Source organism: Halovulum dunhuangense, assembly GCF_013093415.1.
Taxonomy (GTDB): Bacteria; Pseudomonadota; Alphaproteobacteria; order Rhodobacterales; family Rhodobacteraceae; genus Halovulum; species Halovulum dunhuangense.
In genome coordinates, this window is sequence record NZ_JABFBC010000001.1 from 969,751 (window position 1) to 994,192 (window position 24,442).

18 protein-coding genes, 1 tRNA gene and 1 pseudogene are annotated in these 24,442 nt (G+C 65.0%); 18 read left to right on the plus strand and 2 right to left on the minus strand.

Going from position 1 to position 24,442, the window contains the following annotated elements; all coding sequences use genetic code 11:
- Window positions 1–27: 27 nt before the first annotated feature.
- The gene (locus HMH01_RS04805) at window positions 28–441 is read left to right on the plus strand and encodes a DUF2177 family protein (protein WP_171322993.1); all 414 of its coding nucleotides are present in this window, start codon (window positions 28–30) and stop codon (window positions 439–441) included.
- Between the two features lie 346 nt (window positions 442–787).
- Here the strand turns inward: HMH01_RS04805 and HMH01_RS04810 are convergent, their stop codons facing one another.
- The gene (locus tag HMH01_RS04810; RefSeq protein WP_171322995.1) at window positions 788–1,330 is read right to left on the minus strand and encodes a tetratricopeptide repeat protein; all 543 of its coding nucleotides are present in this window, start codon (window positions 1,328–1,330) and stop codon (window positions 788–790) included.
- 43 nt (window positions 1,331–1,373) lie between these two features.
- The gene (metG, locus tag HMH01_RS04815; protein WP_171322997.1) at window positions 1,374–3,089 is read right to left on the minus strand and encodes a methionine--tRNA ligase; all 1,716 of its coding nucleotides are present in this window, start codon (window positions 3,087–3,089) and stop codon (window positions 1,374–1,376) included.
- A gap of 407 nt (window positions 3,090–3,496) precedes the next feature.
- On the opposite strand from metG, the gene tuf reads away from it, so the two are divergent.
- From tuf to fusA, 17 genes and pseudogenes are all read left to right on the plus strand, one after another.
- Window positions 3,497–4,672: an elongation factor Tu gene (gene tuf, locus HMH01_RS04820; protein WP_171322999.1), complete on the plus strand. Its 1,176-nt coding sequence runs from the start codon at window positions 3,497–3,499 to the stop codon at window positions 4,670–4,672.
- A 187-nt stretch (window positions 4,673–4,859) separates the two neighbouring features.
- The gene (locus HMH01_RS04825; RefSeq protein ID WP_171323001.1) at window positions 4,860–6,023 is read left to right on the plus strand and encodes a hypothetical protein; all 1,164 of its coding nucleotides are present in this window, start codon (window positions 4,860–4,862) and stop codon (window positions 6,021–6,023) included.
- A gap of 104 nt (window positions 6,024–6,127) precedes the next feature.
- Window positions 6,128–6,532, plus strand: coding sequence for a c-type cytochrome (locus HMH01_RS04830; protein ID WP_171323003.1), 405 nt, complete (start codon window positions 6,128–6,130; stop codon window positions 6,530–6,532).
- 411 nt (window positions 6,533–6,943) lie between these two features.
- Entirely contained in the window at window positions 6,944–7,864 is a 921-nt protein-coding gene (locus tag HMH01_RS04835; RefSeq protein WP_171323005.1) for a hypothetical protein, read from the plus strand.
- A 423-nt stretch (window positions 7,865–8,287) separates the two neighbouring features.
- Window positions 8,288–8,363 (plus strand) — tRNA-Trp (locus tag HMH01_RS04840).
- 158 nt (window positions 8,364–8,521) lie between these two features.
- Window positions 8,522–8,950 (plus strand): lytic transglycosylase domain-containing protein, encoded by a 429-nt coding sequence (locus HMH01_RS04845; protein WP_171323007.1) that lies wholly within the window; start codon window positions 8,522–8,524, stop codon window positions 8,948–8,950.
- Between the two features lie 71 nt (window positions 8,951–9,021).
- Window positions 9,022–9,219 (plus strand): preprotein translocase subunit SecE, encoded by a 198-nt coding sequence (gene secE, locus HMH01_RS04850; protein ID WP_171323009.1) that lies wholly within the window; start codon window positions 9,022–9,024, stop codon window positions 9,217–9,219.
- 187 nt (window positions 9,220–9,406) lie between these two features.
- Window positions 9,407–9,940 (plus strand): transcription termination/antitermination protein NusG, encoded by a 534-nt coding sequence (gene nusG / locus HMH01_RS04855; protein ID WP_171323011.1) that lies wholly within the window; start codon window positions 9,407–9,409, stop codon window positions 9,938–9,940.
- A 104-nt stretch (window positions 9,941–10,044) separates the two neighbouring features.
- Window positions 10,045–10,473, plus strand: coding sequence for a 50S ribosomal protein L11 (gene rplK / locus HMH01_RS04860; protein ID WP_171323013.1), 429 nt, complete (start codon window positions 10,045–10,047; stop codon window positions 10,471–10,473).
- A 4-nt stretch (window positions 10,474–10,477) separates the two neighbouring features.
- Entirely contained in the window at window positions 10,478–11,176 is a 699-nt protein-coding gene (gene rplA, locus HMH01_RS04865; protein ID WP_171323015.1) for a 50S ribosomal protein L1, read from the plus strand.
- Between the two features lie 274 nt (window positions 11,177–11,450).
- A complete protein-coding gene (gene rplJ, locus HMH01_RS04870) occupies window positions 11,451–11,963 on the plus strand; it encodes a 50S ribosomal protein L10 (RefSeq protein WP_171323017.1) in 513 nt (170 codons plus the stop codon).
- Between the two features lie 79 nt (window positions 11,964–12,042).
- Entirely contained in the window at window positions 12,043–12,420 is a 378-nt protein-coding gene (gene rplL / locus HMH01_RS04875) for a 50S ribosomal protein L7/L12 (RefSeq protein ID WP_171323019.1), read from the plus strand.
- A gap of 241 nt (window positions 12,421–12,661) precedes the next feature.
- A complete protein-coding gene (gene rpoB / locus HMH01_RS04880; RefSeq protein ID WP_171325224.1) occupies window positions 12,662–16,792 on the plus strand; it encodes a DNA-directed RNA polymerase subunit beta in 4,131 nt (1,376 codons plus the stop codon).
- 49 nt (window positions 16,793–16,841) lie between these two features.
- A pseudogene (rpoC, locus tag HMH01_RS04885) lies at window positions 16,842–21,005 on the plus strand (DNA-directed RNA polymerase subunit beta'); the annotation flags it as partial.
- Between the two features lie 388 nt (window positions 21,006–21,393).
- Entirely contained in the window at window positions 21,394–21,765 is a 372-nt protein-coding gene (rpsL, locus tag HMH01_RS04890; protein ID WP_171323023.1) for a 30S ribosomal protein S12, read from the plus strand.
- 12 nt (window positions 21,766–21,777) lie between these two features.
- Window positions 21,778–22,248: a 30S ribosomal protein S7 gene (gene rpsG, locus HMH01_RS04895; RefSeq protein ID WP_171323025.1), complete on the plus strand. Its 471-nt coding sequence runs from the start codon at window positions 21,778–21,780 to the stop codon at window positions 22,246–22,248.
- Window positions 22,249–22,277: 29 nt separating this feature from the next.
- Window positions 22,278–24,401, plus strand: a complete 2,124-nt coding sequence (fusA, locus tag HMH01_RS04900; RefSeq protein ID WP_171323027.1) for an elongation factor G — start codon at window positions 22,278–22,280, stop codon at window positions 24,399–24,401.
- Window positions 24,402–24,442 lie beyond the last annotated feature (41 nt).

Consider the following 24,442-nt stretch of genomic DNA (forward strand, 5'->3'; position numbering starts at 1 on the left):
GGGGCCGGGGCAGGTAAGGAGCATGCGATGGCCTATGTCGGAACCTATCTGGTGGGGCTGCTGGTTTTCCTGGCGATCGACGCCGTGTGGCTGACCAACGTGATGCGGCCGCTGTTCGAACGGCATGTCGGCGCGATGCTGCGCCCCGATGTGAACTACGCCGCCGCGGCGGGGTTCTACCTGCTTTACATCGTGGGGGTTCTCTATTTCTGCAGCCTGCCGGGCCTGCGCGAGGGGGCGGTGGAATTGGCATTCCTGAACGGCGCGCTGCTGGGGTTCCTTGCCTTCGGCACCTACGAGTTCACCAACATGTCCACCCTGAAGGGCTGGAGCTGGAGCATTGTCGCGATCGACACCGGCTGGGGCATGACGCTGACCGGGGTTACGGCCGTCGCCGCGATGCTGGCTGGGCGCTGGCTGGGTCTGGGTGCTGCTGGCTGAGCGCCGTGCTTGATGGACCGGCGGGCAGACCGTTAGCGGCTTGAACAGGTCCTGCCCCGGCCGATGTCACGGCGGCCGGGGCGCGCAGGCTTGGAGCGGATGTCGTTTCGGAACGATGGCAGAAACGCGACGCGCTTCCATCACGAGCGAGGTGCGACCACGCAAGGACGATGCCGCAATGGGCGGGCCAGGCCTGCGACCCCTTCCATATCCGGTAACGGTGGATGGCTGGACGAGCTGTCGTTGGCGCGGTGATGCAGCGCGGGGCGCTAGCCGCATCCTGCAAGGCACTGGCGCCGTGTGTCAGGCGCTTGCCTGTAACGGGGATGGCTCGTTTGGTCTGACGCTACAGCCTGTCGCCGGGCTGGGGGATCAGCATGTTGCGTTCGGGCAGCCACGGGTTCAGCCGCAGGGCGTCGCGCAGCGCCTGCTGGCCCAGATCCATCCGGCCCTGCCGCATCAGGTTCAGCGCCCGGCCCGAAAGTGCCGCGAAGTGGAACGGGTCCGCTGCCAGCACCACGTCGAGATCCGCAAGCGAGCCGTCGTAATTCTCGCGCAGGAAGCGGATGAAGGCGCGCTGGTTGTAGCCCTCGACATAGTCGGGGCAGTAGGCGATCAGCTCGTCGAAGATTTCCTCGGCGGCGGCGAAGTCATAGGCCTCGCGCCGGCTCATGCCGCGGTCGAGCAGCGATTGCGCGAAGCTGTCGGGCGCCGTCGTCCAGACCTGCCAGAGCCGGTCGGAGAGTTGCCGCGCCTCGGCCTCGGACCCGGCGTTCAGGATGCCGGTCAGGAGTTCCGCCCGCAGGTCCGCGCGGTCGTCCACTGGCGGGCAGGCCGCGAGGGCGGGGCCGGCAAGGAACGGGACAAGGGCAAGGAGAAGCGGGCGCATGCGCAGGATGGTGCGCCGCGCCCGCGTCAAGTCAAGTCCGGCCTCAGCGCTGGCCCGCGAAGCGTTCCGCCCATTCGGCCCGCTGCTCGTCGGTGATCTTGCCGAACAGGATCTCGGGCGTGGTGAAGGCATGGCCGGGCGCCAGCGCGCTGAGGGTGTTGGCCATGTCCTCGGGCCAATCGAGCCTGTCGAGGCCAAGCGCGGCGCGCAGCCGCTCGGCCGCGGCCGGGATGAAAGGCTGGGAGAGCACCGCGTAGAGCCGCACCAGGTTCAGCGCGAAGCGGATGGTCGCGGCCGCGCCTTCCGGGTCGGTCTTGTAGAGTGCCCAGGGTGCGGCCGATTGCAGGTATTCGTTCCCCGCCACCCAGATCGCGCGCAACTCGGCCGCGGCCTTGCGCATCTCGATCCCGTCGAGCGCGGCCTGGTAGGCGGCGACGCGGGTGTCGAGTTCCGCGATCAGCGCGGACTCGCTCTCTCCGTAGTGGCCGCCTTCTGGCACCACCTCTCCGAAGCGGGAGCGGCAGAACTTGGTCACGCGGCTGACGAAGTTGCCCAGCACGTCGGCCAGGTCCTTGTTCACGCCGTTCTGGAAGCTTTCCCAGGTGAATTCGCTGTCGCCCGACTCGGGCACGTTCGACATCAGCCACCAGCGCCAGTAGTCGGCGGGCAGGATTTCCAGCGCCTGGTCCTGGAACACGCCGCGCCCCTTGGAGGTGGAGAACTGGCCGCCCTGGTAGTTCAGGTAGTTGAACGACTTGATGTAGTCGACCAGCTTCCACGGCTCGCCCGAGCCGAGGATCGTGGCCGGAAAGCTGAGGGTGTGGAAGGGGACATTGTCCTTGCCCATGAACTGGACGTAGCGCACGTCATGGGCACCCTTGTCGGTACGCCACCACCGTTCCCACGCGCCGTCGTCCAGGCCGTGCGCGTCGGCCCATTCGGCGGTGGCGCCGATATACTCGATGGGCGCGTCGAACCAGACGTAGAAGACCTTGCCCTCCATGCCTGGCCAGTCGGCGTCGCCCTTCCGTACCGGGATGCCCCAGTCGAGGTCGCGGGTGATCGAGCGGTCCTGCAGCCCGTCGCCGTCGCGCAGCCATTTCTTCGCGATCGAGGTGGTCAGGATCGGCCAGTCCGTCTTCTGGTCGATCCACTCCTCCAGTTGCCCCGCCATGGCGGACTGGCGCAGGTAGAGGTGCTTGGTCTCGCGCACTTCCAGATCGGTGGAGCCCGAGATGGCCGAGCGCGGGTCGATCAGGTCGGTGGAGTCGAGCTGCTTGGTGCAGTTCTCGCACTGGTCGCCGCGCGCGCCGTCATAGCCGCAATTGGGGCAGGTGCCTTCGACATAGCGGTCGGGCAGGAAGCGGCCGTCGGCGGGCGAGTAGATCATCTTCTCGGTCACCTCGCGGATCAGCCCGGCCTCGGCCAGCTTGCCCGCGAAATGCTGGGTCAACCTGCGGTTGCGCTCGGACGAAGAGCGGCCGAAATGGTCGAAGGCCAGGCCGAAGCCGTCGGCCATCGCCTTCTGCGCGGCCCACATCTCGGTGCAGTAATCGGCGACCGGCTTGCCGGCCTTGGCGGCCGCGATCTCGGCCGGGGTGCCATGCTCGTCGGTGGCGCAGATATGCATGACTTCGTGGCCGCGCAGGCGCAGGTAGCGGGCATAGACGTCCGAGGGCAGCTGCGACCCGACCAGGTTGCCCAGGTGCTTGATCCCGTTGATGTAGGGAAGCGCGGAGGTGATGAGTATGCGTGCCATGTCTGTTGCGTCCCTCGGCCTGTGGTCCCGCGCACCCTTACGCCAAGGGCCGGCAGGCGGCAAGAAGCAGCCCCTTCAGCCGCCATCCCGCCGCCGCATCAGCCCGAACGGGGCAGGCGGCAAGTTGGCGCCCGCCGGCCGCGACAGGGCGCCGAGCGGCGCGATCGGGCCAGAGCGGAGCCGCAGGAGGATCGCCGACGGGAACAGGGCGGAGAAGAAGATCCAAGGGCGTGGTCGACCGGCCGCCCGAGGCCGCGTCCGGACCGTGCCGGCCGGGTTCGCGGGCCCTGTCCCGGCATGCCTTTGGCGCCGGAATTACCTGTTGAGTTTTACGCCCCTTCCCGCTATGCGGCGCGCATCGAAACCGGCCCCCGCCACGGGCCGCGCATGGTGCAAGGAACAGGCGAATGGCAAAGGCAAAGTTTGAGCGTACGAAACCGCACTGCAACATCGGGACGATCGGGCACGTTGACCACGGCAAGACGTCTCTGACGGCGGCGATCACGAAGTATTTCGGCGAGTACAAGGCGTACGACCAGATCGACGCGGCGCCCGAGGAGAAGGCGCGCGGGATCACGATCTCGACGGCGCATGTGGAATACGAGACGCCGGCGCGGCACTACGCGCATGTCGACTGCCCTGGCCACGCGGACTACGTGAAGAACATGATCACGGGTGCGGCGCAGATGGACGGCGCGATCCTTGTGGTGAACGCGGCCGACGGCCCGATGCCGCAGACGCGCGAGCACATCCTTCTGGCGCGCCAGGTCGGCGTTCCGGCGCTGGTGGTGTTCCTGAACAAGGTCGACCAGGTGGACGACCCGGAACTGCTGGAACTGGTCGAGATGGAAGTGCGCGAGCTGTTGAGCTCGTACGACTTCCCCGGCGACGACATTCCGGTGATCTCGGGCTCGGCGCTGGCGGCGCTTGAGGACCGCGATCCCGAGATCGGCGAGAACCAGATCCGCGCGCTGATGCAGGCGGTCGACGAGTACATCCCGCAGCCCGAGCGTCCGATCGACCAGCCGTTCCTGATGCCGATCGAGGACGTGTTCTCGATCTCGGGCCGCGGCACGGTCGTGACGGGTCGTGTCGAGCGCGGCGTGATCAACGTGGGCGACGAGATCGAGATCGTGGGCATCCGCCCGACGAAGAAGACGACCTGCACGGGCGTCGAGATGTTCCGCAAGCTGCTGGACCGCGGCGAGGCGGGCGACAACATCGGCGCGCTGCTGCGCGGTGTGGACCGCGAGGGCGTGGAGCGTGGTCAGGTGCTGTGCAAGCCGGGTTCGGTGAAGCCGCACACGAAGTTCGAGGCGGAGGCCTACATCCTGACCAAGGAAGAGGGTGGCCGTCACACGCCGTTCTTCGCGAACTACCGTCCGCAGTTCTACTTCCGGACGACGGACGTGACCGGGACGGTTCAGCTTCCCGAGGGGACCGAGATGGTGATGCCCGGGGACAACCTGAAGTTCAACGTCGAGCTGATCGCGCCGATCGCGATGGAGGAGAAGCTGCGCTTCGCCATCCGCGAAGGCGGCCGCACGGTTGGAGCAGGGGTGGTCTCGAAGATCATCGAATGATCTTCGAGGCCGGCCCGTCCGCGGAAACCGCCAACGGTGGTGGCGTCGGCGTCGTCTCCAAGATCATCGAGTAAGGGCAACCCCGACCCTGGCCGCGCACACATCGCGCGGCCAGGATCGGCGCCACCCGACGGGGCCGCGCCATAGGCTCTTGCGGGGGCAGGAGCGGCTGGCGCAGGGTGCGGGAATGAACGCACGCACCGACTTTCCGTCCCGCCCCCTTGCCATCGCCGCCTGCCTGTCGCTGGCGCTTTCGATCGCTGGACATCTCTTGCCGCCGGTAGCCTATCCGGCGGCAAGTCTTTTGTGGGACTATGAATTCGGGCTGATCCGCCGCGGGCTTGTGGGCACGCTGCTCAACCCGTTCTTCGGCGAGACGGCGACGCTCGGCGAGCTGCACCTTGCCACGGCGGCGGTCACTCTTGTCGGGGCGTTTTCGCTGGCGGCCTTCGGGGCGCTGCGGCTCTGGGGCGAGCGGGGTGCGGCGCTTCTGCTGATCCTGCTGCTCAACAGTTTCGCCTTTCGCAGTTTCGTCGGCGCGACGGGCTATCTGGACGGCATCCTCGTCGCGTTGACGGTCGCGGCACTTCTGAGCCCGGCGGCCACGGGCGCGGGTCTTGCGCTTCGTGTAGGGGTCTGCGTCGTTGCGATGTTCGTGCATGAAAGCATGCTGCCCTATTTCGGGGTTCTGATCGCACTCGACCTGTGGCTGGCACGTCTTGACCGGCCGGTCCGGCAAAGGCTGATGGCGGCGGCCGCGCCGCTGCTGGCGGCGCTTGCGGCGCTTGTGGTGATCGAGATGGGAACCGCGCGGGCGCTGAGCGACGTCGCCGCGTTCCAGGCCCATCTGAACGGGAAGCACGGGCTTGGCGTGGACCTGCCGCATCTTCCCATCCTCGAGGGCGGCATCGCGGGACAACTGGCCGTGATGGCCGAGATGCGCGCGGGCGACGACCATGTGCAATGGCTTGCCTTCGACGGGTTGCCGCTGTGGCTGATGAGCCTGTGGCTGATCTGGCTCAACCTGCGGGTGCTGCCGGTCGAGGCGGGGGCGTTGACGCGGCTGGGCATCCTGGGGGCGATCCTTGCGCCGCTGTCGCTGAACCTGATCGCCTTTGACGTGGTGCGCTTCGGCAGCGTCTCGGTGATCGTCGGCTTCCTCGTGCTGGCGTTGCAGAGGCAGTATCTGCCGCAGGCGGCCGAGCGGATCGCGGCTGTGATGACCTGGCCGCATTTCCTGATCCTGCTGATCCTCAACCTGCATGTCACCACGATGCAGATCAACGGTGTCTATGGACATGAGGACGATCTGCCGTGGCTGTTCTTCGAACATCTGAAATGGGCTTTCTAAGCCCCGCGAGCACCGTCCCGGATTGACCGATCTCAATGCGGACCCCCGGCCGATCGGCAAGCATGCGCCTGTCGTAAGCCTGGGAAGGGGCGGTCATGGGGATCATGTTGCGTTTGGCGTGCCTGCTTTCGCTTGCACCGACGGTTCTGGCCGCGCAGGACATGACGATCGGACAGGCGGAGTTCATGAACAGTTGTGCCCAGTGCCACGGGGCCGATGGCAAGGGGAACGGCACGATCACCCCTTTCCTCACGGTGCCTCCGCCCGACCTGAGCCAGATCCAGAAAGGCAATGGCGGGGTTTTCCCGGTCGCGGCGGTCTACGGGATCATCGACGGAAGCGGTGCCGCCGGGGTGCATGGCACGACGGAGATGCCCGCCTGGGGCCGACGCTATGCCCACCAGGCGCCCGAGGCGCTGGGCTGGTACTACGGTTCGGCGGATGCGGAAGAATATGTCCGTGGGCGCATCCTTGCGCTTGTGGAACATATCGCCCTCCTACAGGAGTGATGTGGATAAAATAAATTCTATTTTGTAGTATTTATATTTTTTCATTTCGTGAATTGATGGTGTTTTGATTTCCAAACGAGTTCATTTGATCATGGTTTTTCTGCCCTGGCCGCCGGTCTGACGGTCATTGTGTGGGTGTCCGGAGGGGTGTGTTCCGGGCCTGTGTCGTGTGCTGGCGTCCGCGTTTCGGGGCGCAGGGATGGGCCGGATCGCTTCGGCCGGGGTTCCGGGGGGGCCATCGAGGGGGCCTTTGCGGGATCGTTCTTTCCAGACCGACGCATGTGCCGGGTGCGCCGCTCGTGGAGCTGGCGGTTCCCATGCACGGCCCTGACCGGGGTCGGCAGGCCGATCGCGGAGCGCGGCGACGCGCGATCCGCAAGGGATGCGTAACGATGGTTCGGAGTAACGATCATGCGGGGGGGGCAGACCGTCACCGGGCCGACGATCAGCTCGTTCTGGAACCTGGACGATACGACGGGCCTGTTGACGGTGTGGGGCGAGGATGGCGATGGCGCGCTGTTCTATTCGCTGGTCATCGATCCGGCGGCTGATACGGACGAGGGCGCCTATCAGTTCACGATGTACCAGGACATCCCCGTCGTCACGAACCCGCTCGACTTCTCGAGCGTCAAGGCGGGCGGCCCGCAGGAGACGCTGACCGTCGAGTCGATCAGGTTCGATGGCAAGTTCTTCACCGACCGCAACGACATCGCGGGGAGTGCGTCGGACGATCTGGGCACCAACAGCGACGACGTGAACCCGAACAATGCGGGCGGCATCGGTATCGGCAACGGCAATGTCGAACGCCTCAAGGCGCTGATGATCGACACGACCGGCAGCGCCAGCCAGGTAAGCGGTGTGTCGCTGGAAATCACCGGGGTCGGCGGCGGCATCAGGACCGTGGATCTGCTCTGGGAGGCCTATGTGGATACCAACGGCAACGACATCTTCGATGCCGAGGACCAGCCGGTCGCCAGCGGATCGGAAACGGCGGATCTTGGCGCAAGGGATCCACATGTGCTGGAAATCGAGCCTGGCGTGGATTTCGACTTCATCTTCGTCGCGATGGACCCGGACGATGTCGACGGCAACGACACGGCCCGGATCAACAACATCTCGACCATCCAGCAGATCGACCTGAACGACTTCGTGCTGAATTTCGAACTCGCCTCGGAAGACGGGGATGACGACTGGGCGCCGGGCGGGGATCCGACGCAGGAGGTCGCCTTTGCCGTGACGATCGAGGGCTCGGACAGCGCGTCGACCAATGTGGCCGCAACGGCCCCGGGTGCCGAGTCGCTGCTGCACGAGGATATCCTTGCCTTCGCCTGAGGGCGCGCTTCAGTCGGGTTGCCGGAAGTCCCACGCCTTCCGGCAGCCCGGATTGCGTCTGAGCCGCCGGCGAAACAGCCCAGATCCACGATCGCCCCGCGTCCGCGCAGCCAGTGCGCGGCGAGCCAGAAATAGAGCCGGCGTTCCTCGTCGCTCAGCATGGTGGGAACCTGCGCGGCGGGGCCAAGCCGCTCAAGGGGAACGGCGCGCCAGGGCGCGGCATCGAAGGGGGCCGTTGCCCGCGCCAGCGCACCGGGAAGCCGCATGGCGACAGCGGCAGCAAGGTGGCGCGGATGGAACGGTCCTGGCATGGGTCTTTGTCACGATTTTCCGAACGCTAGCAGCCGCATCGGAGCGCCACAACCGCGCGCGGTTTCACTTGCATCGCCTTCGCGCGCACAGTATCACCCGCCTACGGTCCGCAGGGGTGTAGCTCAGTTGGTAGAGCATCGGTCTCCAAAACCGAGGGTCGTAGGTTCGAGTCCTATCGCCCCTGCCAGGACCGCAGATCCCGCATCATGGCAATACCGACCGGCGCATGGCCGCCGAGATGCATCCGGGCGTCTTGTGCGCGACCGAGCGGTGTATAAGCTTCGGCCAGATTGCAGACCGGATGGCAGGTGGCGGATGATTTCCCGACGTGGTGCATTGCTGTTATTGGCGTTTCCCGTGGTGGCCTGCGGGCGAAGCGGGGCAGAGGTGCAGCGCGGTGCGCCCGAGTTCGATTCGGGGCAGCCGGCGCTCGACCGGCTGATCGCGCAGGCAGCCCGGCGCCACGAGGTTCCCGTCGACCTGGTGCACCGGGTCGTGCGGCGGGAAAGCGGCTACAACCCGGCGGCGCGGAACGGGCCCTATCTGGGACTGATGCAGATCCACCCGCAGACGGCGCGGACCATGGGCTATTCCGGGCCGGCCGAGGGGCTGCTCGATGCGGCGACGAACCTGGAATACGCCGTGAAGTATCTGCGTGGCGCCTGGCTCGTGTCCGATGGCAGCCACGATCAGGCCGTGCGCTGGTATTCGCGCGGCTATTACTACGAAGCAAAGCGCCGCGGGCTTCTGCGCGAGACGGGGCTTGCCGGCTGACGGGGGGGGCGTCTTGCCATCGCGGGCTGAACCGCATATGTGTGCGGCATCCCCGATAAGCGAGTGAAACGATGGCGAAGACCAATCCCCTGCAGTTCGTGCAACAGGTCCGCAGCGAGACGTCCAAGGTGGTCTGGCCGAACCGGCGCGAGACGCTTCTGACGACCGCGATGGTGTTCCTGCTGTCGGCGGTCGCCGCGACCTTCTTCTTCCTGGTGGACCAGATCATCCGCCTGGGGCTGGAAGCCTTCATCTCGCTGGCCTCCTGAGGCGATCGCCCCTTGCGCTTCGGGGGGGCGGGCGGTATGTGCCGGTGTTCCCGACAGACAGCGGGCGTGCGGCGATTCGTTTGCGCGCCCATCGTTGTTTGGGCGCGTTCGCGCCAGATCGGGTGCGAGACTTTGAAATTCGGCGCGGGCTGCGGCCCGGGCAGCGAAGACCGAGGAATGGGCTGACATGGCGGCACGCTGGTACGCGGTAAGCGTCCTTTCCAATTTCGAGAAGAAGGTGGCGGAGTCGATCCGCGAGGCGGTGGCGACCCAGGGTCTCCAGGACCAGATCCTTCAGGTTCTCGTGCCGACCGAAGAGGTGATCGAGGTGCGCCGCGGCAAGAAGGTGCAGACCGAGCGCAGGTTCATGCCCGGCTATGTGCTGGTGCAGATGCAGATGTCGGACCGCGCCTATCACCTGATCAACAGCACCAACCGCGTGACCGGTTTCCTCGGGCCGCAGGGCAAGCCGATGCCAATGCGCGACGCCGAGGTGAACGCGATCCTGAACCAGGTCGAGGAGGGGGCGGAACATCCGCGCGCCCTGATCTCTTTCGATGTGGGCGAGACGGTGAACGTGACCGACGGCCCGTTCGAGGGCTTCACCGGCATGGTGGAGGACGTGGACGAAGGCAATGCGCGCCTGAAGGTCACGGTGTCGATCTTTGGCCGGGCTACCCCGGTCGAGCTGGAATTCACCCAGGTCGCCAAGCAGGCCTGAGTGTTCGATCGTGGGAGGCGAGCCCGACGCGTCGGGCGGACCGGACCACGCCATGAAGCGCCCGGGCGGACGCGTCCACCGGGCAGGGAAGAGAGGAGGCCGACATGGCCAAGAAGGTAGCGGGCAAGCTGAAGCTGCAAGTGCCCGCCGGGAAAGCGAACCCCAGCCCGCCCGTGGGTCCTGCGCTGGGTCAGCGCGGCATCAACATCATGGAATTCTGCAAGGCGTTCAACGCCAAGACGCAGGAGATGGAAGTTGGCGCGCCCTGCCCGGTGATCATCACCTATTTCACCGACAAGTCCTTCCAGATGGAAATCAAGACGCCGCCGGCGTCCTATCTGCTGAAGAAGGCCGCGAAGTTGCAGTCCGGCTCCAAGACCCCCAGCCGCGAAGTGGTGGGCCATGTGACCGTGAAGCAGGTGCGCGAGATCGCCGAAGCCAAGATGAAGGATCTGAACGCCAACGACGTCGAGGGCGCGATGCAGATCATTCTCGGCTCCGCCCGGTCGATGGGTATCGAGGTGAAGGGGTAAGGTCATGGCGAAACTGAGCAAGCGCACCAAGGCCGCCCGCGCCGCCTTTGATGGCAAGGCCAACCTGAGCGTCGAGGATGCGGTCAAGCTGATCAAGTCGGCAGCCACGGCCAAGTTCGACGAGACGGTCGAGATCGCGATGAACCTGGGCGTCGATCCGCGTCATGCCGACCAGATGGTCCGTGGCGTCGTCACGCTGCCCAACGGCACCGGCAAGGACGTTCGCGTCGCCGTGTTCGCCCGTGGCGCCAAGGCTGACGAAGCCAAGGCCGCCGGTGCGGAGATCGTCGGCGCCGAGGATCTGATGGAAACCATCCAGTCGGGCAAGATCGAGTTCGATCGCTGCATCGCGACGCCGGACATGATGCCGATCGTCGGTCGCCTGGGCAAGATCCTGGGCCCGCGCAACCTGATGCCGAACCCCAAGGTCGGCACCGTGACCATGGACGTCAAGGCCGCGGTCGAGGCTGCCAAGGGCGGTGAGGTCCAGTTCAAGGCCGAGAAGGCCGGTGTCGTGCACGCAGGCGTCGGCAAGGCGTCCTTCGACGAGGGCAAGCTTGTCGAGAACGTGAAGGCCTTCGTCGCGGCGGTGAACCGCGCGAAGCCGTCGGGCGCCAAGGGCACCTATGTGAAGAAGATCGCGCTGAGCTCGACCATGGGCCCGGGCGTGACCGTGGACATCGCGCAGGCGGTGGCCGAGTAAGGAATACGGGCGGGAAACCGTCCGTGCGGCGGGCCTTGTGCCCGTCATCCCGAGGGGGCCCAGGCCCCTTCGAACGTCCGAGACGGTGGGTGCCCAACCCTTTCTGCAAGGGGGCGGCTTAATCTCCTGCCTGAGACGGGGAGCGAACAGGATCAATCGGGGTTGATGCCTCGGGCGGTTTTGGTCGGGACCCGTGAAACGGACCCGAAGTGGCTCGCACCTGGTGCGGGTCGAAATCGAGCCGGGGGGCAACCCCCATGAATGGAGCAATAAGGTGGATAGAGCCGCAAAAGAAGCAGTGGTCGAGGAACTCGGCCAGATCTTCTCGGACTCTGGCGTGGTTGTGGTCGCACACTACGCCGGCCTCACTGTTGCCGAGATGACGGACTTCCGGTCCCGCATGCGTGAAGCAGGCGGGGCGGTCCGCGTCGCCAAGAACCGGCTCGCCAAGATCGCCCTCGAAGGCACGCCCTGCGAAAGCATGGGCGCGCTGCTGAAGGGTCAGACGGTACTCGCCTATAGCGAAGATCCGGTCACGGCCGCGAAAGTGGTCGAGGCCTATGCCAAGGACAACGAGAAGCTCGTGATCCTTGGCGGCGCCATGGGTGAATCCGCGCTGGACCGCGAAGGGGTCAAAGCCGTCGCCGCCATGCCGTCGCGTGAAGAGCTTATCGCTCAGATCGTCGGCATGATCGGTGCACCGGCCTCGAACCTGGCTGCGGCGATTGGCGCACCGGCCTCCAACATCGCGTCGATCCTGACGACGATCGAGGAAAAGGCGGCATAAGTCTTACAGCAACAAGCGTGGCCGGATGGTGTGCCAAGCACATGCCGGTTTCCCACTCAAACGTGAACGGAACTGAAAAATGGCTGATATCAAGAAACTCGCCGAAGAGATCGTTGGTCTGACCCTGCTCGAAGCCTCCGAGCTGAAGAAGATCCTGAAAGATGAGTACGGCATCGAGCCCGCCGCCGGCGGCGCCGTGATGGTTGCCGGTCCGGCTGCTGCCGATGCCCCGGCCGCCGAAGAGAAGGATGAGTTCGACGTCATCCTCGTCGATGCCGGCGAAAAGAAGATCAACGTGATCAAGGAAGTCCGCGCGATCACCGGTCTGGGCCTGAAAGAGGCCAAGGACCTGGTGGAAGCCGGCGGCAAGGCCGTGAAGGAAGCTGCTTCCAAGGCCGAAGCCGAAGAGATCAAGAAGAAGCTCGAAGAGGCTGGCGCCAAGGTCGAGCTGAAGTAATCCGCAGCCCGTTGGGCAGCGGTTTGCGCTGACAAGACTGGCCGGTCCCGGGGGCTCCCGGGGCTGGCCCGTTTGCGTCTCTTCCAGCATCCGTGCGCGGGTGCTGCAAAAGGTGCAGACGATCCGGGTGCGAGAGCTGGGAACTCTCGCAAGGATGGGATCGGGAGGCTCCTTGGCAGGATCTGGCGTGGCGCGGCCCCGGCGCGGCGATCAGATCGAGCAAAAAAGGTACGTGACGCTCATGGTTCAGACCCATTCCGGCCACAAGAGAATCCGCAAGTTCTATGGCAAGATCCGCGAAGTTGCGGACATGCCCAATCTTATTGAAGTACAGAAATCCTCCTACGACCTGTTCCTCAATTCCGGGGACCAGTTCGAGCCGATGGATGGCGAGGGCATCAAGGGTGTCTTCCAGTCCGTCTTCCCGATCCGGGACTTCAACGACACAGCGGTGCTGGAGTTCGTGAAATACGAACTAGAGGCCCCTAAATATGACGTCGAGGAATGCCAGCAGCGCGACATGACCTATGCCGCGCCGCTGAAGGTGACACTGCGTCTTATCGTTTTCGAGGTGGACGAGGACACCGGCGCCAAGTCGGTCAAGGACATCAAGGAGCAGGACGTCTACATGGGCGACATGCCCCTGATGACGCCGCACGGCACCTTTGTCGTGAACGGCACGGAGCGGGTCATCGTTTCCCAGATGCACCGCTCGCCGGGGGTGTTCTTCGACCATGACAAGGGCAAGACCCATTCCTCGGGCAAGCTGCTGTTCACCAGCCGCATCATTCCCTATCGCGGGTCCTGGCTCGACTTCGAGTTCGACGCCAAGGACATCGTCTATGCCCGCATCGACCGTCGCCGCAAGCTGCCGGTGACGACGCTTCTCTATGCCCTCGGTCTGGACCAGGAGGGCATCATGAAGTCGTATTACGATGTGGTGCCCTTCCGGAAGCACAAGGATGGCTGGGCGACCAAGTTCTTCCCCGAGCGGATCCGCGGCACGAAGCCGAGCTACGACATCGTGAACGCCGATACCGGCGAGGTGATCGCCGCCGCCGGCAAGAAGGTGACCCCGCGTTCCGTCAAGGAAATCCTCGACAAGGGCGAAGTCCCCGAGATCCTCGTGCCGTTCAGCGCGCTGGTCGGGCGTTTCGTCGCCGAGGACATCATCGACGAGGAAACCGGCGAGATCTGGGTCGAGGCCGGTGACGAACTGACCTGGGAGACCGATCGCGACGGGGCCGTGACCGGTGGCACGCTGAAGCTGCTGCTGGACAAGGGCGTGACGGATGTCCCGGTGCTCGACATCGACAACATCAATGTCGGCGCCTACATCCGCAACACCATGGCGATGGACAAGAACATGAACCGCGACGGCGCGCTCATGGACATCTATCGCGTGATGCGCCCCGGCGAGCCGCCGACCGTCGAGGCGGCCAGCGTCCTGTTCGACCAGCTGTTCTTCGATGCCGAGCGCTACGACCTGTCGGCCGTGGGCCGGGTCAAGATGAACATGCGCCTCAATCTGGATGCGCCGGATACCATGCGCACCCTGCGCCGCGAGGACATCATCGCGGTCGTGAAGGCGCTGGTGGAACTGCGCGACGGCAAGGGCGAGATCGACGACATCGACCACCTCGGCAACCGCCGGGTGCGCTCGGTCGGCGAGCTGATGGAGAACCAGTACCGCGTGGGTCTCCTGCGGATGGAGCGCGCGATCAAGGAGCGCATGTCCTCGGTCGAGATCGACACGGTGATGCCGCAGGACCTGATCAACGCGAAGCCCGCGGCGGCCGCGGTGCGCGAGTTCTTCGGCTCGAGCCAGCTGTCGCAGTTCATGGACCAGACCAACCCGCTGTCGGAGGTCACCCACAAGCGTCGCCTTTCGGCGCTTGGCCCGGGCGGCCTGACGCGCGAGCGGGCGGGCTTCGAGGTGCGCGACGTGCACCCGACGCATTACGGCCGCATGTGCCCGATCGAGACGCCGGAAGGTCCGAACATCGGCCTGATCAACTCGCTGGCGTCGTTCGCCCGCGTGAACAAGTACGGCTTCATCGAAACCCCCTATCGCCGCGTCAAGGACAGCAAGGTGACCGACGAGGTCGTCTACATGTCCGCGACCGAGGAGATGCGGCACACGGTGGCGCAGGCCAACGCGCAGCTCGATGCCGATGGCAAGTTCCTGAACGAGCTGGTGTCGACCCGCAAGTCGGGCGAATACATGCTGAACCCGGTCGAGAACGTCGATCTGATCGACGTGTCGCCCAAGCAGCTCGTGTCGGTCGCCGCCTCGCTGATCCCGTTCCTCGAGAATGACGACGCGAACCGCGCGCTGATGGGCTCGAACATGCAGCGCCAGGCCGTGCCGCTTCTGCGCGCCGAGGCGCCCTATGTGGGCACCGGCATCGAAGAGATCGTCGCGCGCGATTCCGGCGCCGCGATCACCGCGAAGCGTGCGGGCATCGTCGACCAGGTGGACGCCATGCGCATCGTCGTGCGCGCCACCGGCGATCTGGAACCGGGTGATCCGGGCGTGGACATCTACCGTCTGCGCAAGTTCCAGCGTTCCAACCAGAACACCTGCATCAACCAGCGTCCGCTGGTGAAGGTGGGCGATACAGTGGCCAAGGGCGAGTTCATCGCCGATGGTCCGTCGACCGACCTGGGCGAGCTGGCACTCGGCAAGAACGTGCTCGTCGCGTTCATGCCCTGGAACGGCTACAACTACGAGGACTCGATCCTGATCTCCGAGCGCATCGTGAAGGACGACGTGTTCACGTCGATCCATATCGAGGAGTTCGAGGTCGCGGCCCGCGACACCAAGCTGGGCCCCGAAGAGATCACCCGCGACATCCCGAACGTCGGCGAGGAAGCGCTGCGCAACCTCGACGAGGCGGGCATCGTCTATATCGGTGCCGAAGTGGGGCCGGGCGACATCCTGGTGGGCAAGATCACGCCGAAGGGCGAAAGCCCGATGACGCCGGAGGAAAAGCTTCTCCGCGCCATCTTCGGCGAGAAGGCGTCCGACGTGCGCGACACCTCGCTGCGGCTGCCGCCGGGCGATTACGGCACGGTCGTGGAAGTGCGCGTCTTCAACCGCCACGGCGTCGACAAGGACGAGCGTGCGCTTCAGATCGAGCGCGAGGAAGTCGAACGCCTGGCCCGTGACCGGGACGACGAGCTGGCGATCCTGGAGCGTAACATCTACGCGCGCCTGAAGTCGCTGATCCTGGGCAAGAAGGCGGTCAAGGGTCCCAAGGGCGTTGCTGCCGGGTCCGAGATCACCGAGGAGCTGCTGTCGACCCTGAGCCGTGGCCAGTGGTGGCAGCTTGCCCTGGGCGAGGAGAAGGAAGCCGCCGAGGTCGAGGCGCTGCATTCGCAGTTCGAGATCCAGAAGAAGGCGCTCGACCGTCGCTTCGAGGACAAGGTGGACAAGGTGCGCCGTGGCGACGACCTGCCGCCGGGCGTGATGAAGATGGTCAAGGTCTTCATCGCGGTGAAGCGCAAGCTTCAGCCGGGCGACAAGATGGCCGGCCGTCACGGCAACAAGGGCGTCATCTCCAAGGTGGTTCCCGAGGAGGACATGCCCTTCCTCGAGGATGGCACCCCGGTCGATGTCGTGCTGAACCCGCTGGGCGTGCCCTCGCGCATGAACGTGGGCCAGATCCTGGAGACGCACATGGGCTGGGCCGCGCGCGGCCTGGGCGTCAAGATCGACCAGGCGTTGCAGGACTACCGGCGCTCGGGCGACCTGACCCCCGTGCGCGAGGCGATGCGCCTTGCCTATGGCGACGAAGTCTACGAGCAGGCCCTGTCCGAGATGGGCGAGGATCAGTTCGTCGAGGCGGCCGACAATGTCCGCGGCGGCGTTCCGATCGCGACGCCGGTGTTCGACGGCGCCAAGGAGCCGGACGTGAACGATGCGCTGCGTCGCGCGGGCTTCGACGAGAGCGGACAGTCGGTCGTCTATGACGGTCGCACCGGCGAGCGCTTTACCCGCCCGGTGACGGTCGGCGTGAAGTACATCCTGAAGCTGCACCACTTGGTGGACGACAAGATCCACGCGCGTTCGACCGGCCCGTACAGCCTGGTGACCCAGCAGCCGCTGGGCGGCAAGGCCCAGTTCGGCGGCCAGCGCTTCGGCGAGATGGAGGTCTGGGCGCTGGAAGCCTATGGCGCCGCCTACACGCTGCAGGAAATGCTGACCGTGAAGTCGGACGACGTGGCTGGCCGGACCAAGGTCTACGAGTCGATCGTCAAGGGCGAGGACAACTTCGAGGCCGGCGTGCCGGAATCGTTCAACGTTCTCGTGAAAGAGATCCGTTCGCTGGGTCTGAACGTCGAGCTGCTGGACGAGGAGACGGAGTGAGCGGGGTATTTCCCCCGCTCACCCATCCCAAGATTTTGAGGTACACACGATGAACCAAGAAGTGATGAACCCGTTCAATCCGGTCCAGCCGCTCAAGACCTTTGACGAGATCAAGATCTCGCTGGCGAGCCCGGAGCGGATCCTCAGCTGGTCCTTCGGCGAGATCAAGAAGCCGGAGACGATCAACTACCGTACCTTCAAGCCCGAGCGCGACGGCCTGTTCTGCGCCCGCATCTTCGGGCCGATCAAGGATTACGAGTGCCTTTGCGGCAAGTACAAGCGGATGAAGTATCGCGGGGTCACCTGCGAGAAGTGCGGCGTGGAAGTCACGCTGCAGAAGGTCCGTCGCGAGCGCATGGGCCATATCGAGCTGGCCGCCCCCGTGGCCCATATCTGGTTCCTGAAGTCGCTGCCCAGCCGCATCGGCCTGATGCTGGACATGACGCTGCGGGATCTGGAGCGCATCCTCTATTTCGAGAACTACGTCGTGATCGAACCCGGTCTGACGGACCTGTCCTATGGCCAGCTGCTGACCGAGGACGAGGTGCTCGATGCCGAGGACCAGTTTGGCGCTGACGCCTTCCGTGCCGGAATCGGCGCGGAGGCGATCCGCGAGATGCTGGCCAATATCGACCTCGACGCCGAGGCGCTGAAGCTGCGCGAGGAACTGGCCGAGGCGACGGGCGAACTGAAGCCCAAGAAGATCATCAAGCGGCTGAAGCTGGTCGAGAACTTCCGCGAGAGCGGCAACCGTCCCGAGTGGATGGTGCTGACCGTGATCCCCGTGATCCCGCCGGAACTGCGCCCGCTGGTGCCGCTGGATGGCGGCCGGTTCGCGACCTCGGACCTGAACGACCTGTATCGCCGGGTCATCAACCGCAACAACCGCCTCAAGCGGCTGATCGAACTGCGTGCGCCCGACATCATCATCCGCAACGAAAAGCGGATGCTGCAGGAATCGGTCGATGCGCTGTTCGACAACGGCCGTCGTGGCCGCGTCATCACCGGGGCCAACAAGCGCCCGCTGAAGTCGCTGTCGGACATGCTTAAGGGCAAGCAGGGCCGGTTCCGCCAGAACCTGCTGGGCAAGCGCGTGGACTTCTCTGGCCGTTCGGTGATCGTGACCGGTCCCGAGCTGAAGCTGCACCAGTGCGGCCTGCCCAAGAAGATGGCGCTGGAGCTGTTCAAGCCGTTCATCTACTCGCGGCTTGACGCGAAGGGCCTGTCCTCGACCGTGAAGCAGGCCAAGAAGCTGGTCGAAAAGGAACGCCCGGAGGTCTGGGACATCCTGGACGAGGTGATCCGCGAGCATCCCGTGCTGCTGAACCGCGCGCCGACGCTGCACCGCCTGGGCATCCAGGCCTTCGAGCCGGTGCTGATCGAAGGCAAGGCGATCCAGCTGCATCCGCTGGTGTGTTCGGCGTTCAACGCCGACTTCGACGGCGACCAGATGGCCGTGCACGTGCCGCTTTCGCTGGAAGCCCAGCTTGAAGCGCGCGTCCTGATGATGTCCACGAACAACGTGCTGTCGCCTGCGAACGGCAAGCCGATCATCGTGCCGTCGCAGGACATGGTCCTCGGGCTCTATTACGTCTCGCTGATGCGCAAGGGCCTGAAGGGAGAGGGGATGAAGTTCTCCTCGCTGGAGGAAGTCGAACACGCGCTGAATGCGGGCGTCGTGCATCTGCACACGCAGATCGAGGCGCGGATCGAGCAGATCGACGAAGAGGGCAACCCCTACTTCGAGCGTGTCGCAACGACCCCGGGCCGTCTGCGGCTGGGTGCCCTGCTGCCCAAGAACCACAAGGCGCCCTTCGCGATCGTGAACCGCCTGCTGCGCAAGAAGGAAGTGGGAGAGGTCATCGACACCGTCTACCGCTATTGCGGGCAGAAGGAGTCGGTCATCTTCTGCGACCAGATCATGACGCTGGGCTTCACCGAGGCGTTCAAGGCGGGCATCTCCTTCGGCAAGGATGACATGGTCATCCCCGAGCAGAAGTGGGAGATCGTCAACGCGACCCGCGACCAGGTGAAGGAGTTCGAACAGCAGTACATGGACGGCCTGATCACCCAGGGCGAAAAGTACAACAAGGTTGTCGATGCCTGGTCCCAGGCCTCGGACAAGGTCGCCGAGGCGATGATGGGCGAGATCTCGGCCGTCCGCGTGGACGACGCCGGGGCCGAGATGGAGCCGAACTCGGTCTACATGATGTCGCATTCCGGCGCGCGTGGTTCGCCCGCTCAGATGAAGCAGCTGGGCGGGATGCGCGGCCTGATGGCCAAGCCTTCGGGCGAGATCATCGAGACGCCGATCATCGCGAACTTCAAGGAAGGCCTGACCGTGCTCGAGTACTTCAACTCGACCCACGGCGCCCGGAAGGGTCTGGCCGACACCGCGCTGAAGACGGCGAACTCGGGCTACCTGACCCGCCGACTGGTGGACGTGGCGCAGGACTGCATCGTCAAGATCGACGATTGCGGCACCGAGCGTTCGATCACCGCGCAGGCGGCGATCAACGATGGCGAGGTCGTGGCGTCGCTGTCCGAGCGCATCCTGGGCCGCGTCGTGGCCGAGGACGTGCTGGACCCGGCAAGCGGCGACGTGCTGGCCAAGCGCGGCGAGTTGCTGGACGAGCGTGCCTCGGACGCGATCGACGCGGCCGGCGTGCAGACCGTGCAGATCCGCAGCCCGCTGACCTGCGAGGCCGAGGACGGCATCTGCGCCCAGTGCTACGGGCGCGACCTGGCGCGTGGTACAAAGGTGAACCCCGGCGAAGCCGTGGGCATCATCGCCGCGCAGTCCATCGGCGAGCCCGGCACGCAGCTGACGATGCGGACCTTCCACATCGGCGGCATCGCGCAGGGCGGTAGCCAGTCCTTCCAGGAAGCATCCCAGGAAGGCGTGGTGTCGTTCCGCAACGGCACGCTTCTGGTCAACCGCGACGGCGAGCAGATCGCCATGTCGCGGAACATGGAAGTCGTGATCAGCGACGAGAACGGCGTCGAGCGCGCGTCCTACAAGATGGGCTACGGGTCCAAGATCCACGTCAAGGACGGTGCCGAGGTCAAGCGCGGCGACAAGGTGTTCGAATGGGACCCCTACACCCTGCCGATCATCGCCGAGAAGGACGGTGTCGCGAAGTTCGTCGACCTCACCTCGGGCGTGTCCGTCCGGGACGAGACCGACGATGCGACCGGCATCAGCCAGAAGATCGTGTCGGACTGGCGCGCAGCCCCGCGCGGCAACGACCTGAAGCCCGAGATCATCGTCATGGACCCGGCCACGGGCGAGCCTGTTCGCCTGGCGAACGGCAACCCCGAGGTGCACGCCATGTCGGTGGACGCGATCCTCTCGGTCGAGGATGGCCAGGAGATCAAGGCCGGCGACGTGCTGGCGCGTATCCCGCGCGAGGGTGCCAAGACGAAGGACATCACCGGCGGTCTGCCGCGTGTGGCCGAACTCTTCGAGGCGCGCCGTCCCAAGGATCACGCGATCATCGCCGAGATCGATGGCCATGTGCATTTCGGCAAGGACTACAAGAACAAGCGCCGCATCACGATCGTTCCGGTCGAGGAAGGCGCAGAGCCGATCGAGTACATGGTGCCGAAGGGCAAGCACATCCCGGTGCAGGAAGGCGACTTCATCCAGAAGGGTGAGTACATCATGGATGGCAACCCTGCCCCCCATGACATCCTTCAGATCATGGGTGTGGAGGCGCTGGCCGACTACCTGATCGACGAGGTGCAGGACGTGTATCGTCTGCAGGGCGTGAAGATCAACGACAAGCATATCGAGGTGATCGTTCGCCAGATGCTGCAGAAGTGGGAGATCAGCGACAGCGGCGGCACCATCCTGCTCAAGGGCGAGCAGGTGGACAAGGTCGAGTTCGACGAGGAGAACGCCAAGGCGATCGCCGATGGCCGCGAGCCCGCGAAGGGCGCGCCGGTCCTGCTGGGGATCACCAAGGCATCGCTCCAGACCCGGTCCTTCATCTCGGCCGCCTCCTTCCAGGAGACGACGCGCGTGCTGACCGAGGCGGCGACGCAGGGCAAGCGCGACAAGCTTGTCGGCCTGAAGGAGAACGTGATCGTCGGCCGTCTGATCCCGGCCGGCACCGGGCGTGCGACGCACGAGATCAAGCGCGTGGCGACCAACCGCGACGCCAAGATCATCGAGCAGCGCCGCGCCGAGGCCGAAGCGGCGGCTGCGCTCGACATCGTCGAGCCGGTGGACACGCCCGCCGGGGAGTGATCCCCGGCGAAGGCCATCAAATCGGGCAGGGGCGCCGGTATGTCGGCGCCCTTTCCCTGTCCCGGATGCATGGCTTCCATGCGCCCCGGGGCACCGGTACTTATGCAGTTGACACCCGTCAGGTGCGGGCATAGGTTCCGCCAGCCTTCCGGGGGCATGAATCACCGGTTGGCGCGAAAACATAGCCTTCATTGGCGGTCATGACCCAGGGTTCTGTCCCTCGGTCCTCTGGAATTTCGCCGCGCCGGGCCCAGGTAGGGAACCCGACCGCGGCAATTTTGGCATTCCGCGCCACCGGGCACGGGCGGCCTGAGCGAATTGAAACGGTATCAGACGGGGTACGAACCGCATGCCAACGATCCAACAGCTGATCCGCAAGCCGCGGCAGCCCAAAGTGAAACGCTCCAAGTCCCTGCACCTGGAGAGCTGCCCGCAGAAGCGGGGCGTCTGCACGCGCGTCTATACCACGACGCCGAAGAAGCCCAACTCGGCCATGCGGAAGGTCGCCAAGGTGCGCCTGACCAACGGCTACGAGGTGATCAGCTACATTCCCGGTGAGTCCCACAACCTTCAGGAACACTCGGTGGTGCTGATCCGCGGCGGCCGCGTGAAGGACCTTCCGGGTGTCCGCTATCACATCCTGCGCGGTGTTCTCGACACCCAGGGCGTCAAGAACCGCAAGCAGCGCCGGTCGAAGTACGGCGCGAAGCGTCCGAAGTAAGGAGAGACCACGATGTCCAGACGTCACCGCGCAGAGAAACGCGAAGTTCTGCCCGACGCCAAGTATGGCGATCGTGTTCTGACCAAGTTCATGAACAACCTGATGTATGACGGCAAGAAATCCATTGCCGAAAGCATCGTGTACGGCGCCCTGACCCGTGTCGAGACCCGGCTCAAGAAAGAGCCGATCGAGGTTTTCCACGAGGCGCTGGACAACATCAAGCCGGCCGTCGAGGTCCGTTCCCGCCGTGTGGGTGGTGCGACCTACCAGGTCCCCGTCGAGGTGCGCCCCGAGCGCCGCGAGGCCCTGGCGATCCGCTGGCTGATCAATGCCAGCCGCGCGCGCAACGAGAACACCATGGAAGAGCGTCTGGCCGGCGAATTGATCGACGCCGCGCAGTCCCGTGGCTCGGCCGTGAAGAAGCGCGAAGACACGCACAAGATGGCAGACGCCAACAAGGCGTTCAGCCACTACCGCTGGTAACAGAAACACCGAGATTCGAGGCTTAAATCATGGCACGCGTTTACCCGCTCCAGCGCTACCGCAATTTCGGGATCATGGCGCATATCGACGCCGGCAAGACCACGACGACCGAGCGTATCCTTTTCTACACCGGCAAGTCGCACAAGCTGGGCGAGGTGCATGACGGCGCCGCGACCATGGACTGGATGGAGCAGGAGCAGGAGCGTGGCATCACGATCACCTCGGCTGCGACCACGACGTTCTGGCAGCGCCAGGACGATCCCGGCACCGAAGGCATGGATGACACGAAGTTCCGCTTCAACATCATCGACACCCCGGGCCACGTCGACTTCACCATCGAGGTGGAGCGTTCGCTCGCCGTGCTCGACGGTGCCGTTTGCGTTCTCGACGCCAACGCCGGTGTCGAGCCGCAGACCGAGACCGTGTGGCGTCAGGCCGACCGCTACAAGGTGCCGCGCATCGTGTTCGTCAACAAGATGGACAAGATCGGCGCCGACTTCTTCAACTGCGTGAAGATGATCAAGGATCGCACCGGCGCCACGCCGTGCCCGATCCAGCTGCCGATCGGCGCCGAGGACAAGCTCGAGGGCGTGATCGACCTGGTGACCATGGAAGAGTGGGTCTGGCAGGGCGAGGACCTTGGTGCGTCGTGGGTGCGCCGTCCGATCCGTGACGAGCTGAAGGACCTGGCCGACGAGTGGCATGCCACCATGGTCGAACTGGCCGTGGAAATGGACGATGCCGCCATGGAAGCGTATCTCGAGGGCACCGAGCCCGAGATCGACGAACTGCGCAAGCTGATCCGCAAGGGCACCCTGTCCATGTCGTTCGTTCCCGTGATCGCGGGCTCGGCGTTCAAGAACAAGGGCGTCCAACCCATGCTCAACGCCGTGATCGACTACCTGCCCAGCCCGCTGGACGTGCCCCCCTACATGGGCTTCCTGCCGGACGACGAGACCGAGACCCGGAACGTGGAGCGCCGCGCCGATGACGCGCAGCCCTTCGCCGGCCTCGCGTTCAAGATCATGAACGACCCGTTCGTCGGCTCGCTGACCTTCACCCGCATCTATTCGGGTCAGATCCGCAAGGGCGACCAGCTGCTCAACTCGACCAAGGGCAAGAACGAGCGCGTCGGCCGCATGATGATGATGCACTCGAACAACCGCGAAGAGATCGACGAGGCCTTTGCGGGCGACATCATCGCGCTGGCGGGTCTGAAGGATACCACCACGGGCGACACGCTCTGCGACAAGGCAAAGCCGGTGGTTCTGGAAACCATGACCTTCCCGATCCCCGTGATCGAGAAGGCGGTGGAGCCGAAGTCGAAGGCCGACCAGGAAAAGATGGCGATGGCGCTCCAGCGTCTGGCCGCCGAGGACCCGTCCTTCCAGGTGTCGACCGACGTCGAATCCGGTCAGACCATCATGAAGGGTATGGGCGAACTCCACCTCGACATCCTGATCGACCGCATGCGTCGCGAGTTCAAGGTCGAGTGCAACGTGGGTGCGCCGCAGGTGGCCTACCGCGAGACGATCTCGCACAAGATCGAGCACACCTACACCCACAAGAAGCAGTCGGGTGGGTCGGGCCAGTACGCCGAAGTCAAGCTGGTCATCGAGCCGACCGAAGCGGGCGAAGGCTACAGCTTCGAAAGCAAGATCGTGGGCGGTTCGGTGCCGAAGGAATACATCCCCGGCGTCGAAAAGGGCATCCAGTCGGTGATGGACTCCGGTCCGCTCGCAGGGTTCCCGGTGATCGACTTCAAGGTCGCGCTGATCGACGGCAAGTTCCACGACGTGGACTCCAGCGTTCTCGCCTTCGAGATCGCCGCCCGTGCGTGCATGCGCGAAGGCCTTCGCAAGGCCGGCGCCAAGCTGCTCGAGCCGATCATGAAGGTCGAGGTCGTGACGCCGGAGGAATATACCGGTGGCATCATCGGCGATCTGACCTCGCGGCGCGGCATGGTTCAGGGGCAGGACAGCCGCGGCAACGCGAACGTCATCAACGCCTTCGTGCCGCTCGCGAACATGTTCGGCTACATCGACAACCTGCGCTCCATGAGCCAGGGCCGCGCGGTGTTCACCATGCAGTTCGATCACTACGAGCCGGTTCCGCAGAACATCTCGGAAGAGATCCAGGCGAAATACGCGTAAGCGCGCGCCCGCGCTTGCGACCACAGGATTGACAGGAGGCC